Origin of the sequence: Massilia sp. NP310, assembly GCF_019443485.1 — a bacterium.
Taxonomy (GTDB): Bacteria; Pseudomonadota; Gammaproteobacteria; order Burkholderiales; family Burkholderiaceae_D; genus Telluria; species Telluria timonae.
This window is the reverse complement of the sequence record NZ_CP080379.1, coordinates 5,115,704-5,128,912: the sequence shown is the minus strand read 5'-3', so window position 1 is coordinate 5,128,912 and position 13,209 is coordinate 5,115,704. Positions and strand designations below refer to the sequence as shown.

Annotated in this window: 10 protein-coding genes; 7 read left to right on the top strand and 3 right to left on the bottom strand. The window is 66.1% G+C overall.

Translation table 11 applies throughout. From position 1 onward, the window contains the following. The first annotated feature begins 46 nt into the window (after positions 1-46). From KY496_RS22600 to KY496_RS22585, 4 genes are all read left to right on the top strand, one after another. The gene (locus tag KY496_RS22600) at positions 47-1,498 is read left to right on the top strand and encodes an alpha/beta hydrolase (protein WP_219862541.1); all 1,452 of its coding nucleotides are present in this window, start codon (positions 47-49) and stop codon (positions 1,496-1,498) included. A gap of 13 nt (positions 1,499-1,511) precedes the next feature. Next, complete coding sequence (locus KY496_RS22595) at positions 1,512-2,243, top strand: ATP-binding cassette domain-containing protein (protein ID WP_005667898.1); 732 nt, start codon at positions 1,512-1,514, stop codon at positions 2,241-2,243. Continuing rightward, positions 2,240-3,424 (top strand): ABC transporter permease, encoded by a 1,185-nt coding sequence (locus KY496_RS22590; protein WP_219862539.1) that lies wholly within the window; start codon positions 2,240-2,242, stop codon positions 3,422-3,424. The genes KY496_RS22595 and KY496_RS22590 overlap by 4 nt, the downstream gene beginning before the upstream one ends. A 100-nt stretch (positions 3,425-3,524) precedes the next feature. Next, on the top strand, positions 3,525-3,947 hold the full coding sequence (locus KY496_RS22585; RefSeq protein ID WP_219862537.1) for an OsmC family protein: 423 nt from the start codon (positions 3,525-3,527) through the stop codon (positions 3,945-3,947). Positions 3,948-4,114: 167 nt separating this feature from the next. Here the strand turns inward: KY496_RS22585 and coq7 are convergent, their stop codons facing one another. Both coq7 and KY496_RS22575 read right to left on the bottom strand, forming a co-directional pair. Beyond that, positions 4,115-4,759, bottom strand: coding sequence for a 2-polyprenyl-3-methyl-6-methoxy-1,4-benzoquinone monooxygenase (coq7, locus tag KY496_RS22580; RefSeq protein ID WP_040777181.1), 645 nt, complete (start codon positions 4,757-4,759; stop codon positions 4,115-4,117). A 34-nt stretch (positions 4,760-4,793) separates the two neighbouring features. Next, a complete protein-coding gene (locus KY496_RS22575; protein WP_219862535.1) occupies positions 4,794-5,270 on the bottom strand; it encodes a hypothetical protein in 477 nt (158 codons plus the stop codon). A 233-nt stretch (positions 5,271-5,503) separates the two neighbouring features. On the opposite strand from KY496_RS22575, the gene KY496_RS22570 reads away from it, so the two are divergent. Genes KY496_RS22570 through KY496_RS22560 form a run of 3 tightly spaced genes read left to right on the top strand, consistent with a single transcriptional unit; the run spans position 5,504 to position 10,236 of the window. Beyond that, positions 5,504-6,397: an ABC transporter ATP-binding protein gene (locus KY496_RS22570; RefSeq protein ID WP_005667889.1), complete on the top strand. Its 894-nt coding sequence runs from the start codon at positions 5,504-5,506 to the stop codon at positions 6,395-6,397. A gap of 2 nt (positions 6,398-6,399) precedes the next feature. Further along, positions 6,400-9,987: a hypothetical protein gene (locus KY496_RS22565; protein WP_219862533.1), complete on the top strand. Its 3,588-nt coding sequence runs from the start codon at positions 6,400-6,402 to the stop codon at positions 9,985-9,987. A gap of 42 nt (positions 9,988-10,029) precedes the next feature. After that, positions 10,030-10,236 (top strand): addiction module protein, encoded by a 207-nt coding sequence (locus KY496_RS22560; RefSeq protein ID WP_005667885.1) that lies wholly within the window; start codon positions 10,030-10,032, stop codon positions 10,234-10,236. Positions 10,237-10,330: 94 nt separating this feature from the next. On the opposite strand, the gene KY496_RS22555 is transcribed toward KY496_RS22560, so the two are convergent. Continuing rightward, complete coding sequence (locus KY496_RS22555; RefSeq protein ID WP_219862531.1) at positions 10,331-12,991, bottom strand: DNA topoisomerase III; 2,661 nt, start codon at positions 12,989-12,991, stop codon at positions 10,331-10,333. Positions 12,992-13,209 lie beyond the last annotated feature (218 nt).

Below are 13,209 nucleotides of genomic sequence, written 5' to 3'. Positions count from 1 at the left end.
GGAGAAACAGCGCGAACTTATCATCGTTGCAACCTGAGGAGATGCTGTGAAGAGATCCAAGATTCTGCCCGCCATACTGTTCCTGCCACTCCTGGCGACGAGCCTTGCCAGCGCCCAGCCCGCTGCCAGCACGCCGGCGCCGGCGACGACCGAACGCAGCTGCCACCTGCCCGGCGTGGTCGAAGCGCTGCGCTGCGTGACCGTCGACGTGCCGCTCGATCATGCCAAGCCGCAATCCGGCACCCTCAAGCTGCACGTCACCGTCGCCCCGGCCTATCGCCAGGGCACGCGCGGCGACCCGCTGTTCGTGCTGGCGGGCGGCCCCGGCCAGGCCGGCAGCGACGTGCTGCCCCTGCTCAAGCTCGCCTTCGACCGGGTGCGCGCCACCCGCGACATCGTCTTCATCGACCAGCGCGGCACCGGCCGTTCGGGCAAGCTCGATTGCGAAAGCAAGCCGGAACACGAGCGCATGACGGACGACCAGCTGATGGCCGAGCTGCGCGCCTGCATCGCCAATAACAAGCAGCCGCTGGCCGCCTACACCACGGCGGCCGCCGCGCGCGACCTGGAACAGGTGCGGCGCGCGCTGGGCTACCGCCAGGTGAACCTGTGGGGCGGCTCCTACGGCACCCGCCTGGGCCAGGCCTATGCGCGCGCTTATCCGGACAGCGTGCGCAGCCTGGTGCTGGACGGCGTGGCCGCGCCCGACCAGGTGATCCCGGCCGGCGGGCGTGACGGCCAGGCGGCGCTGGACGGCCTGTTCGCCGCCTGCGCCAAAGACGCTGCTTGCAACAAGGCCTACCCGAACCTGCGCGCCGAGTTCGATGCGCTGGTTCAGAAGGTCGAGTCGGGCAATGTCCGCCTGTCGCTGCCGAATCCACGCACCGCCGAGCCGACCGAATTCACCATGAGTTCGCAGCGCTTCCTGGGCACCGTGCACAACATCCTGTATGCGCCGGCCGATGCGCGCCGCCTGCCCTTCCTGATCCACAGCGCCAGCCGTGGACGCTGGGAGCCTTTCGTCGCGCGCCAGAACCTGGCCGGCGACTTCGGCAACGACGCCAGCATGTCGATGCTGCTGCACTTCGCCGTGGTGTGCGCCGAAGACGTGCCGCGCTTCACGCCCGAGCTGATGAAGTCCGACGCCGCCGTGATCGCCAAGCCGCTGGCCGAGATGATCCCCAGGCTATGCCAAGACATCAAGGTGCCGGCGGTGCCATACGTTCAGCCGGCGCGCATCGAGGCGCCGGCCCTGCTGCTGTCGGGCGCCCTCGATCCGGTCACGCCGCCGCACCGCGCGGAGGCGGCCGCGAAATCGATGGCCCGGGCCCAGCACGTCGTGGTGGCCAATGCCGGCCACGGCGTGTCGCAGCTCGGTTGCGCGCCGCGCCTGCTGCGCGCCTTCCTCGACCGGCCGCAAGACAAGCTCGACGCCGCCTGCATGGCCGAGGTGCCGGCCCCCACCTTCCAGCTCGGCAGCGCCGGGCCGCAACCTTGAATCCGGGAACCCCATGATCGAAGTCCACGATGTACGCAAGCAGTTCGGCGCCGTCCAGGCGCTGGGCGGCGTTTCCTTCACCGCGCGCGACGGCCAGATCACCGCGCTGCTGGGCCCCAACGGCGCCGGCAAGACCACCCTGCTGCGCACCCTGGTCGGCCTCCTCCGGCGCGACCACGGCACCATCTCGATCGGCGGCGTCGACCCCGAGCGGGATCCGATGGCGGTGCGCCGCAATATCGGCTTCCTGACCGACCAGTTCGGGCTGTACGAGCGCCTCACCACGCGCGAATACCTGAACTACTTCGGCGAATTGAACGGCATGGACGGCGCCGCGCTGCGCGCCCGCATCGTCGAGGTGTCGGAACTGCTCGGGATGGACGACATCCTCGAGCGCCAGACCAAGGGCTTCTCGCAGGGCCAGCGCATCAAGGTGGCGCTGGCGCGCACCCTGCTGCACCGCCCGCGCCACCTGCTGCTGGATGAACCGAGCCGCGGCCTGGACGTGATGAGCACGCGCGCGCTGCGCACCGCGCTGAACGCCCTGCGCGAGGATGGCTGCTGCGTGATTATGGCCACCCACGTGATGCAGGAAGTGGTCCACCTGTGCGAGGACGTGATCGTCATCGCCAAGGGCCATACCGTGGCCCAGGGCTCGCCACAAGAACTGTGCCGGCGCACCGGCATCGCCGACCTGGAAGACGCGTTCGTCAGCCTGGTGGGCACCGAGGAAGGCATCGCATGAAATCCAAACTCAAGGTCGTATTCCTCAAGGAGCTGCGCGAGACGCTGCGCGACCGCCGCACCTTCGGCTTCCTGGTGCTGGCGGTGCTGTTCTATCCGGCGATCCTCGGCGTCACGCTGCACCAGCTGATCGACAAGAGCACCAAGACCGAGCGCGAAGGCATCCACCTGACCGTGATCGGCGGGGCCAAGGCCCCGACCCTGATCTCCCAGCTGCGCGAACGCAGCGTGACGATCAACGAATCCGGGCCCATGACCGAGGAAGCGATCGGCGAACTTTTGCATGGCAAGAAGATCTCGGCCGTGCTGCGCCTGTCGGACGACTTCATCGACAACTACCACTCGATGCGGCCCGCGCGCATCGAGTTATGGTTCGATTCGTCGACCGAAAGCGGCCCGCAGCGGCGCGAGCTCGAAGAGATCCTGCAGGCCTACGGCAGCAATATCGCCAGCGCGCGCCTGCTGGCGCACGGCGTGTCCCCGGCCACGCTGGCGCCGATCCAGCTGCAGCGCTACGACACCGGCACCAATGCCTCGCGCTCGGCCATGGTCATCGGCGGCCTGATCGGCTTCCTGTTCTTCCCGGCCTTCCTGCTGAACATGTCGTCGGCAGTCGACAGCACCGCCGGCGAACGCGAACGGCGCTCGCTGGAAGTGCTGATGGCGCAGCCGGCGCACAGCTGGGAGCTGGTGGGCGGCAAGTGGCTCGCTTCCAGCGTGCTGGCCCTGCTGGGCGTCACCGTGGTGCTGATGCTGGGCCACGCGATCCTGCGCTGGCTGCCGCTGGAAGAAATCGGCATGTCGTGGAACCTGGGCTGGGGCGAGCTGCTGCTGGTGTGCGTGGCGACGATGCCGCTGGCGCTATTGTCCTCGGCCCTGTACGTCGCCATGGCGATGAACGCCAGGACCTTCAAGGAAGCCCAGACCACGGTCAGCCTGGTGATGATCCTGCCGCTGCTGCCTGGCTTCGTGGTCTCGTTCATGGAACTCAAGACCGCGCAATGGATGTACCTGATGCCGATGCTGTCGAACCAGACCCTGATCAAGGAGCTGGCCAAGAGCGGCGACATCGGCTTCGCGCCGTTCGTGCTGACCTTCCTTTGTTCGCTGGTCCCGGCGCTGTTGATCGTCGCCTTTGCCAGCTGGCGCATGAAGAGCGAGAAGTACGTGCTGGGTGTTTGATGCGGGGCGTGTGAGCCTGAGGCAGCAGCCGCCTGCGCGCGGCCGGCGGCTGCCGTACAATCGACGTCCTTATCGACGCATCAGCAACACGGAGAATCGCATGGAAGTGAAAGTCAGCTGGAACGGCCCGTCGGGCATGAGTTTCCGGGCCGAGACCGGCAGCGGCCACATGGTGGCCATGGATGGCGCGCCGGAGGGCGGCGGCCATAACCTGGCGCCGCGCCCGATGGAAATGGTGTTGGTGGGCACCGGCGGCTGCACCGCCTATGACGTGGTCCTGATCCTCAAGCGCAGCCGCGAGGACGTGCGCGGCTGCGACGTGACCCTGCAGGCCGAACGCGCCGACGTTGATCCCAAGGTGTTCACGAAGATTAACTTCCACTTCACGGTCAGCGGCCGCAACCTGAAGCAAGCGACGGTGGAACGCGCGGTCAAGCTGTCGCACGAGAAGTACTGCTCGGCGTCGATCATGCTGGCCAAGACAGCCGAGATCACGCATTCGTTCGAGATCGTCGAGGTCTGATACCGTTCGACGAGATCGTTGCCCCCAAGACCGTCGTTCCCGCGCAGGCGGGAACCTAAGTGTGCTGGAAGACCGGGACCGTCAAAAGTCGGTGGCAGCGCGTCGAACCTGGATTCCCGCCTTCGCGGGAATGACGTTTGCAAGTTGCGGATCGTATAGCCCGCGGATCAGATCCGGTAAGCGGTGGTGGTCATCACCTTCGCCATCGCCCGCATCGCCACCTTGACCGGCAACGGCAGCGACGCCGCGCCCGCGGATTGCGCCGCGTCGGCGTGCGCGATCTCGTCGATGCGCATCTGGTCGACGATGGCGCGCGACTTGGCGTCCTGCGCGGGCAGCAGTTCCAGATGGCTGTTCAGGTGCGCCTCGACCTGGCGCTCGGTCTCGACCACGAAGCCCAGGCTGACCGGGTCGCCGATCCGCGCCGCCACGCTGCCCATCACGTAGGCGCCCGCATACCACAGGGGATTCAGCACGCTCGGCTGCGATCCAAGCTCGGTCAGGCGCTGCGCGCACCAGGCCAGGTGGTCTTCTTCCTCGCGCGCGGCGTGCTCGAACTGGGTGCGCACCTCTTGCGTATGGGCGAAGTTGGCCTGCGAATCGTAGAGCGCCTGCGCGCATACCTCGCCCACGTGGTTCACCCGCATCAGGCCCGCGCTGTGACGGCGCTCGGCGTCGCTCAGTTCGCCGTCGATGGCGTGCGCGCCCGGGTTCGGGCGCGACATCGCCGCCACGCCGCCGACGACGCGCAAGGCCTTGTCGACGCCGACGATCAGTTGGTCCAGGGGGCTGATGAAACGGTTCGCAATCATGGTGTGCTCGATGTTCTGGTCGCTGAAGCGTTCATTATATGCCTTCGGCATGCGGCCCAGCGTGCGCCTGCTCTCCGGCGCCATCCTGCTGCGTTCCCTGCTCCTGTTTCTTGCGCGCGATCCAGTCGGCCAGCGGTCCCTCGGGCTCCAGCCCCGAGATGTTCTTGGCCACGCCCAGGTTCAACTCCAGCAGGAAGGGCAACGACACCAGCGGCACGCCCGGGCAATGCCGCCTGAAGGCGTCCAGGAAGCGCGCCGACTCCACCGTCGGCATCACCTTCGCGCCGCTCATGAACTGCAGCACGCTGGTGATGGTGTGGCCCTTGCCCAGCGTGTGATAGATGAAGCGGTTGTACTCGCGATCGACCGTCTCGAAGTCGATCGCCTCCTTGGTCATCAGGCCGGCCAGGTAGACCAGTCCCAGCGCGACGCGGAACCAGTCGGTGGATTCGGCCCGGCTGCGCCCCTCGCGCATCAGGATCAAGAGCTTTTCTTGGGTGATGGAGTCCATGCAGCCATTATCCATGCTTTGCCCCGGCTTGCGCCGCACGCGGTCTTCTATTGCAAGAAATTTATCGAAAGAAAACCATCGTGCGTCCTGTCACCGGATAATGCGGTCTGGGTCCCTGTTTGGACCGTATGTCGCACCGCGCCCGCCGTGGCCGTGCCGATTGAATACAATGCCAGTGTGAAAAAGTGTTTGGCCTGGCGTAAATACGCGCGAGGCAGCAGCCAGGAGTCGTCATGCAATTGAAAATCCGCAATTTGTCCAAGACCTACGCCAACGGCGTGGTCGCGCTGGACCGTGTCACGCTCAACATCCCGGCCGGGATGTTCGGGCTGCTCGGCCCGAATGGCGCGGGCAAATCGACCTTGATGCGGATCCTGGCGACCTTGCAAGAGTGCGACTCCGGTTCGGTGTTCCTGGACGATATCGACGTGCTCGACGAAAAGGACGCGGTGCGCCGCATGCTCGGTTACCTGCCGCAGGATTTCGGCGTCTACCCGAAGGTGAGCGCTTACGAACTGCTGGACCATTTCGCCCAACTGAAAGGCCTGTCGCACAAGGCGCGCCGGCGCGAAGTGGTCGACGGCCTGTTGCAGCAAACGAATCTGTGGGAAGTGCGCGACCAGCGCCTGGGCACCTTCTCGGGCGGCATGCGCCAGCGCTTCGGCATCGCCCAGGCCCTGCTGGGCGACCCGCGCCTGATCATCGTCGACGAACCCACCGCCGGCCTCGATCCGCAGGAGCGGGTGCGCTTCCACAACCTGCTGTCGGACATCGGCGAAGAACGCACGGTGCTGCTGTCGACCCACATCGTGTCCGACGTGGCCGACCTGTGCGCCAATATGGCGATCATCAACAAGGGCCAGGTGCTGCTGTGCGGCGAGCCGCAAGAGCTGATCTACGGGATCGAGGACTTCATCTGGGCCCGTTTCGTCACCAAGGCCGAGCTGCCCGCTTACCAAGCGCGCTACAGCGTGATCTCGACCCGCCTGCTCAGCGGACGCACCCTGATCCATGTGTATTCCGAGGACGATCCGGGCGACGGCTTCGAGCCGGCGCGCGCCAGCCTGGAAGACGTGTATTTCGCCACCATCGCCGGCCGCCACAACCCGGCCGCCGGGAACTGCTGACCGTGCGCGCCCTGTTCGTCATCGCCCGCTTCGAAGCGGGCCAGCGCCTGCGGCGGCTCTCGACCTGGGTCTATTTCGCCGTCTTCCTGGCGCTCGCCATGACCTGGATGGCCGCCTCGGGCGGGGCGTTTCGCGATTTGCTCGTCACCTTCGGCAGCCGGGTCCTGGTCGACGCGCCGCGCCAGATCGCGATCGCGACGGCGCTGCTCGGCAGCCTGGGCACGGTGGTGACGGCGGCGGTGATGGGACGCGCGGTGCAGCAGGACTTCGAACACGAGATGCACCACTTCTTCTTCAGCGCGCCGTTAAGCAAGGCCGACTACGTGTTCGGCCGCTTCCTCGGCGCGTTCGCGACCCTGGCGGTGATCTTTTCCGGCATCGTGATCGGGCTGTGGCTCGGCACCTTCATTCCCGGCATCGCGTCCGACCGCCTGGGCGGATCTCTGGCGTCGGCCTGGATCAAGCCCTACCTGTTCACGCTGCTGCCCAACCTGTTCATCTTCGGCGCGATCTTCTTCGTGCTCGCCGCGCTGACCCGGCGCATGCTGCCGGTCTACGTGGCCGCCGTGGTCATGACCATCGGCTATACCGTCGCGCCCTCGCTGGCGCGCGACCTCGACTTCAAGACCCTGGCCGCCCTGATCGACCCGTTCGGCACCACCTCCCTGTTCCTGCTGACCGAGTACTGGCCGCTGGCCGAGCGCAACCTCAATCCGATCGACCTGCAGGACGTCTACCTGATCAACCGCCTGCTGTGGTGCGGCTTCGCGCTGCTGGCGCTGCTGCTCGGCTACTGGCGCTTCCACTTCATCGGCGAGGCCGACGTGCAGGCGCGCACGCGTGGCCGCGGCCAGGCCCAGCCCGACCTGCCGGTCGAACTGTCGCAGGCCGCGCGCGACACCACCGCGCAACCCGATTTCGCGGCGCGCAGCCTGGCGCTGCTGCTGTTCAAGTCGGCGCGCGGCGAACTGCGCGAAATGACCCGCAACGTCTATTTCGCGGCGCTGGCCACCGGCGGCGTGCTGGCGCTGGTCGCCGGCGGAATCGACCTCGACGCCATCTACGGCGCCGCCACCTATCCGGTGACCTATATGGTGCTGGAGCTGATCCGCGCGGTGTTCGGCCTGTTCATGCTGGCCATCACGATCTTCTATGCCGGTGAACTGGTCTGGCGCGAACGCGAGACGCGCGTGGCCCAGATGCTGGACGCGCTGCCGGTGCCGAGCTGGCTGCCGCTGGCCGGCAAGACCCTGGCCCTGATCGGCCTGCAGGCGCTGCTGGTGCTGCTGGCGATGGTCACCGGCATGCTGATCCAGCTGTTCAAGGGCTACTTCCAGCTCGAGCCAGGGCTGTACCTGCATGCGCTGTTTACCATCCTGCTGCCGAACTACGCGCTGATCGCGGTGCTGGCGATCGCGGTGCAGGTCGTCGTCAATCACAAATACCTGGCCAACTTTTTAATGATCGCCTGGCTCGTGGCGGCGCTGCTGTTGAACAGTGCCGGCCAGAACCATCCGCTGCTGCTGTACGGGGTCTGGCCCGACCTGACGTATTCGCCGATGAACGGCTTCGGCCACCAACTGCTGCGCGAGCGCTTCTATCTGCTGTACTGGAGCGGCGCGGCGCTGATGCTGCTGGCGCTGGCGCGCGCGCTGTGGCCGCGCGGGGTCGACGACGCCTGGCGCGAGCGCCTGCGCCTGGCGCGCCGCAACCTGACGCCAAAGGTGTTGACCTGCTTCGGCCTGGGGCTGGCCGTGTTCGCGGGCGCTGGGGGGGGCCTGGCCTGGGAACTCTCGAGCGGCGGCTACCTGACCACCTGGCGCAGCGAAGTGCTGCGCGCCGAATACGAGAAGCGCTACCACGGCTTCGCGCGGCTGCCGCAGCCGCGCATCGTCGACGTCAAGCTCGACGCCGCCATCCATCCCGAACGGCGCGCCCTGCACGTCAAGGGCAGCTACCGGCTCGAGAACCGCAGCGGCGCGCCGATCCGCGACCTGGTGCTGTACCAGCAGCGCGGCGCGCGCCTGACGCCGAACTTCGGCCAGCCGGCGACGACGGTCACGCTCGATCCCGACCGCGGTTTCTACCACTACCGCCTGGCCGCCCCGCTGGCGCCTGGCGCGCGTCTGGACCTCGATTTCGAACTCGACTACGCGCCGCGCGGCCTGCTGGGCCTGGGCAGCGACACGCCGGTGGTCGCCAACGGCACCTTCTTCACCAACGAGGTCATGCCGCGCATCGGCTATCAACCTTCGGTCGAACTGAGCGACGTGCGTGACCGGCGCCGCCACGGACTGGCCGCGCGCGCGCCCATGCCGGCGCGCGACGACCCGGCCGGCCGCGCCACCCACCGCATCGGCGTCGACGCCGACTGGATCGGTTTCGAGGCCACCGTCAGCACCAGCGCGGACCAGGTCGCGATCGCGCCCGGCACCCTGGTGCGCGAATGGAACGAGGGCGGGCGGCGCCACTTCCGCTACAAGATGGACCGTCCCATGCTGAACGCCTATGCCTTCCAGTCGGCGCGCTACGAGGTCCGCCACGACCGCTGGCAGGATGTGACGATCGACGTCTACTACCAGCCGGGGCACGACGTCAACGTCGAGCGCCTGGTGCGCGGCGCCCAGGCCGGGCTGGACTACGGCGCGCGCCATGTCGGCCGCTATCCGCTGCGCGAGCTGCGCATCGCCGAATTCCCGCGCACCGTCCGCACCGCGCAAGCCTTCCCGGGCCTGATCCCCCTGTCCGAAGGCGCCGCCTTCATCGCGCGCGTCGATCCCGGTTCGCCCAAGGACCTCGACTACCCGTTCTACGTCAGCGCCCGCGAGACCGCGCGCCAGTGGTGGGGCCAGCAGCTGGTCGGCGCCGACACGCGCGGCGCCACCCTGCTGTCCGAGAGCCTGGCCGAGTACACGGCGCTGATGGTGATGAAGCGCTCGCTTGGCGCGGACAAGATGCGGCGCTTCCTGCGCCATGACCTGGAGGCCTACCTGATCGGCCGCGCCCAGGAACAGGAGAAGGAACTGCCGCTGGCCCATAACGAGAACCAGCGCTACATCCACCAGTACAAGGGCGGCCTGGCGCTGTACCTGCTGCAGGACATGCTCGGCGAGGACGTCGTGAGCGGCGTGCTGCGCGGCCTGCTGCAGCAATACGCCTACCGCGGCGCGCCCTACCCGACCGCCTCCAGCCTGGTCGGGGCCTTGCGCGCGGTGACGCCGCAGGACAAGGCCTACCTGATCGACGACCTGTTCGAATCGATCGTGTTCTACGAAAACCGCGCCGCCAGCGCCGTCGCGCGCCGCCGTCCGGACGGCAAGCATGAGGTCACGATCGATGCCCACGCCGCCAAGCTGCGGATGACGGAACAGGGCGAGGAGCGGCCGGTGCCAATGAACGACTACGTCGAATTCGGCGTGGATGACCGCAATGGCAACCCCTTGGCGCGCGAACGGCGGCTGGTGACCCAGGCCGCGCAGCAGCTGACCCTGGTGGTCGATGGCGTGCCGGGCCGCGCCGGCATCGATCCCGACAACAAATTGATCGATCGCAAACCGAATGACAATATGCTGCCAGTCGACAATCAATAGTTCTCGCGCTATGATCGAAACAAAATTATAGGAGAGAGCATCATGTCCAACGCCGTCGCGGAAATCGCCGAACGACTCAAGCTGCTGAGTCCGTCCGAGAAACAGGAAATCATGCAGCTGCTGCTACAGGACATCGACGGCCCCGACCAGGACGCCGATGAAGCGTGGCGCAATGAAGTCGTGCGGCGCGTGAAAGCGATCCGCAATGGCGAGGCGGCAATCCTCGCACTGAAGGAATGGCAGGAGTGAGCATCGCACATCCATGATGCTGGAATGAAAAAAACCGCGGCAAGCCGCGGTTTTTTACGTCCGGACCGGGCGGGATGCACCCGCCCTCGACCTGTTACTTCTTCGCAGCGGCCGCGGTCGCCTTCTTGGCCGGCGCCTTCCTGGCCACTGCCTTCTTCGTCGCCGGCTTGGCGGCCGGTTTGGCGGCTGCCTTGCGCGCTGCCTTCACTGGCGCTGCCGCACCATCGGCGCCGTCCGCGCCGGCAGCGGCCTCATCGCCCGCCTTGCCCTTGGCGGCGGCGCCCGGCTTGGCCTTGCGCTCCTCGAACTCGAAGCTGATCTTGTTGTCCTTGCCGCGCACCAGGAAGGCCTTGAATGCACGACGGGTACGCTGGGACACGAAGCCCGGCAGCAGGTCGGTCTTGCCGTCGTTCAACAGCTTGGCCATCTGTTCCGGCACGATTTCCTGCTGCAGGATGATGCGTCCGCTGCGGAAGTCGCAGGTCTTCGGCTTGGCCACGCTGTGCTCGCAAACATAGGCGAGCGGCATTTCGTACACCCCGCCATTGCACTTCGGGCAAGGGCCGACCGGGGTCTGGCCGCTGAAGTCGACGCCTTCGCCCTCTTCGCCTTCCTCGTCCTGGCCGAAGTCGAACTCGAGCTTGAAGTTCTTGATCTCTTCATCGCGCACGATGCGCAGGATGGCGGCGAACGGGCGCCCCATCTTCGAGCGGAAGCCCTGCAGCGGACCGATGGTGCGGTTCTTGAGCAGTTCTTCGACTTCCGCGATCTCGAACTGGCGGCTGCCCGGCGTCTTGCTCATCGAGAAGTCGCACTTGGTGCAGGCGAAGCGGCGGTAGTTTTCCTTGACCATGCCGCCGCAGTTCGGGCACGGGTTGACCAGGGTCGCGTACTCGCCGGGAATCGTGTCGTTGTCGTATTCCTTGGCGCGCTTGACGATGATCTGGGTCATCTGCTGGATCTCGCGCATGAATTCTTCACGCGAAATCTTGCCCTTCTCCATTTGCGACAGCTTGAATTCCCACTCGCCGGTCAGCTCGGGCGCCGTGAGTTCATTCACGCCCAGGCCGCGCAGCAAGGTCATCAGCTGGAAGGCCTTAGCGGTCGGCATCAGCTCGCGCCCCTCGCGCAGCAGGTATTTCTCGGTCAGCAAGCCCTCGATGATGGCCGCGCGCGTGGCCGGCGTGCCCAGGCCCTTGCCGGCCATCGCATCGCGCAGCTCGTCGGAATCGACCAGCTTGCCCGCGCCTTCCATCGCCGACAGCAGGGTCGCTTCGTTGTAGCGCGCCGGCGGCTTGGTGACCAGGCCGTTGGCCGTGACCTTGTCGGTCAATACCTTCTCGCCCTTGGCCACCGGCACCAGGTTGGCGCCGTCCTTGTCGTCGCCCGTGTCTTTGCCGTACACGGCCATCCAGCCGGGGTTGGTCATGACCTTGCCCTCGGTCTTGAACTGGTGGCCCGAGACTTCGGTATAGCGGGTCGTGACCAGGAACTCGGCGGCCGGGAAGAACACGGCCAGGAAGCGGCGCGTCACCAGGTCGTACAGCTTCTGTTCCGGCTCGCTCAGGTTCTTGGGCACCACGCCGGTCGGGATGATGGCGAAGTGGTCCGAGATCTTGGTGTTGTCGAAGATGCGCTTGTTTGGCTTGACCCAGCCATTTTTGCTGATCTGCTTGGCGAACTGATTGTAGTTATTGGTCTCGGCCAGCGCTTCCAGGGTCGACTTCACGGTGCCGATGTAATCCTCGGGCAGGTGGCGCGAATCGGTACGCGGGTAGGTCAGCACCTTGTGCTTCTCGTACAGCGCCTGGGCCAGGCCCAGCGTGTTCTTGGCCGAGAAGCCGAAGCGGCCGTTGGCCTCGCGCTGCAGCGACGTCAGGTCGAACAGGCCGGGCGCCATCGATGTGGTCGGCTTGCTTTCTTCGGTGACGTTGCCCTGCTTGCCGCGGCAGGCGGCCGCGATCGAATCGGCGGCAGCCTTGCTCCACAGGCGCTCGGCGCGCTTCTCGGGATCGTTCTCGTCCTTCTTGAATTTCTGGTCGAGCCAGCGCCCTTCGTAGACGCCGGCGGCGCACACGAACTCGGCGCGCACTTCCCAGTAGTCGCGCGGCACGAACTTCTTAATCTTTTCTTCGCGCTCGACCACGATCGACAGGGTCGGGGTCTGCACCCGGCCCACCGTCGTCAGGTAGAAGCCGCCCTCTTTCGAATTGAAGGCGGTCATGGCGCGGGTGCCGTTGATGCCGATCAGCCAGTCGGCTTCGGAGCGGCAGCGCGCGGCGTCGGCCAGCGGCAGCATTTCTTCGTCGCTGCGCAGGTTATTGAAGCCTTCGCGGATCGCGTTGGCCGTCATCGACTGCAGCCACAGGCGCTTGACCGGTTGCTTGGCTTTCGCGTTCTGGGCGATCAGGCGGAAGATGAGTTCTCCTTCGCGGCCCGCGTCACATGCGTTGATCAGGGTGGTGACATCCTTGCGCTTGATCAACTTATTCAGCACCTTGAGACGCGACTCGGTCTTGGCGATCGGATTCAGCGCGAAGTAAGGCGGGATCATCGGCAGGTGGGTAAAGCTCCACTTGCCGCGCTTGACGTCGTGTTCTTCGGGCACCGCGATCTCGAGCAAGTGGCCGACGGCGGACGAGAGGACGTAGTCGTCCGATTCGAAGTACTCATCGTGCTTGGTGAAGCCGCCCAGCGTCTTCGCGATATCGTTCGCGACCGACGGTTTCTCGGCGATGATGAGGGATTTGGTCATAGTGATTCTCGTCGTGCTATCTATATAGTGTGGGCTTGCGCATCATACATGCTGGCAGCCGGGCCGGTGAAATTCCGGCCATAGTGTCTGATTGGTAACTGTCAAGATGAAGCGGCCAATGATAAGCGCGTTATCGCGCTCCCTGCAAGTACACCTTGCGCTTCGTGATGGTGCGATGCGGGCCACATATGGTCTATGTGCCGCCCAGAAATGGTGAG

Excerpts from the sequence above, each read along its gene's own strand:
- KY496_RS22590 (WP_219862539.1), top strand. The coding sequence starts at position 2,240 with ATGAAATCCAAACTCAAGGTCGTATTCCTCAAGGAGCTGCGCGAGACG.
- KY496_RS22575 (WP_219862535.1), bottom strand. The coding sequence starts at position 5,270 with ATGGACTCCATCACCCAAGAAAAGCTCTTGATCCTGATGCGCGAGGGG.
- KY496_RS22570 (WP_005667889.1), top strand. The coding sequence starts at position 5,504 with ATGCAATTGAAAATCCGCAATTTGTCCAAGACCTACGCCAACGGCGTG.
- KY496_RS22585 (WP_219862537.1), top strand. The coding sequence starts at position 3,525 with ATGGAAGTGAAAGTCAGCTGGAACGGCCCGTCGGGCATGAGTTTCCGG.
- coq7 (WP_040777181.1), bottom strand. The coding sequence starts at position 4,759 with ATGATTGCGAACCGTTTCATCAGCCCCCTGGACCAACTGATCGTCGGC.
- KY496_RS22555 (WP_219862531.1), bottom strand. The coding sequence starts at position 12,991 with ATGACCAAATCCCTCATCATCGCCGAGAAACCGTCGGTCGCGAACGAT.
- KY496_RS22595 (WP_005667898.1), top strand. The coding sequence starts at position 1,512 with ATGATCGAAGTCCACGATGTACGCAAGCAGTTCGGCGCCGTCCAGGCG.
- KY496_RS22560 (WP_005667885.1), top strand. The coding sequence starts at position 10,030 with ATGTCCAACGCCGTCGCGGAAATCGCCGAACGACTCAAGCTGCTGAGT.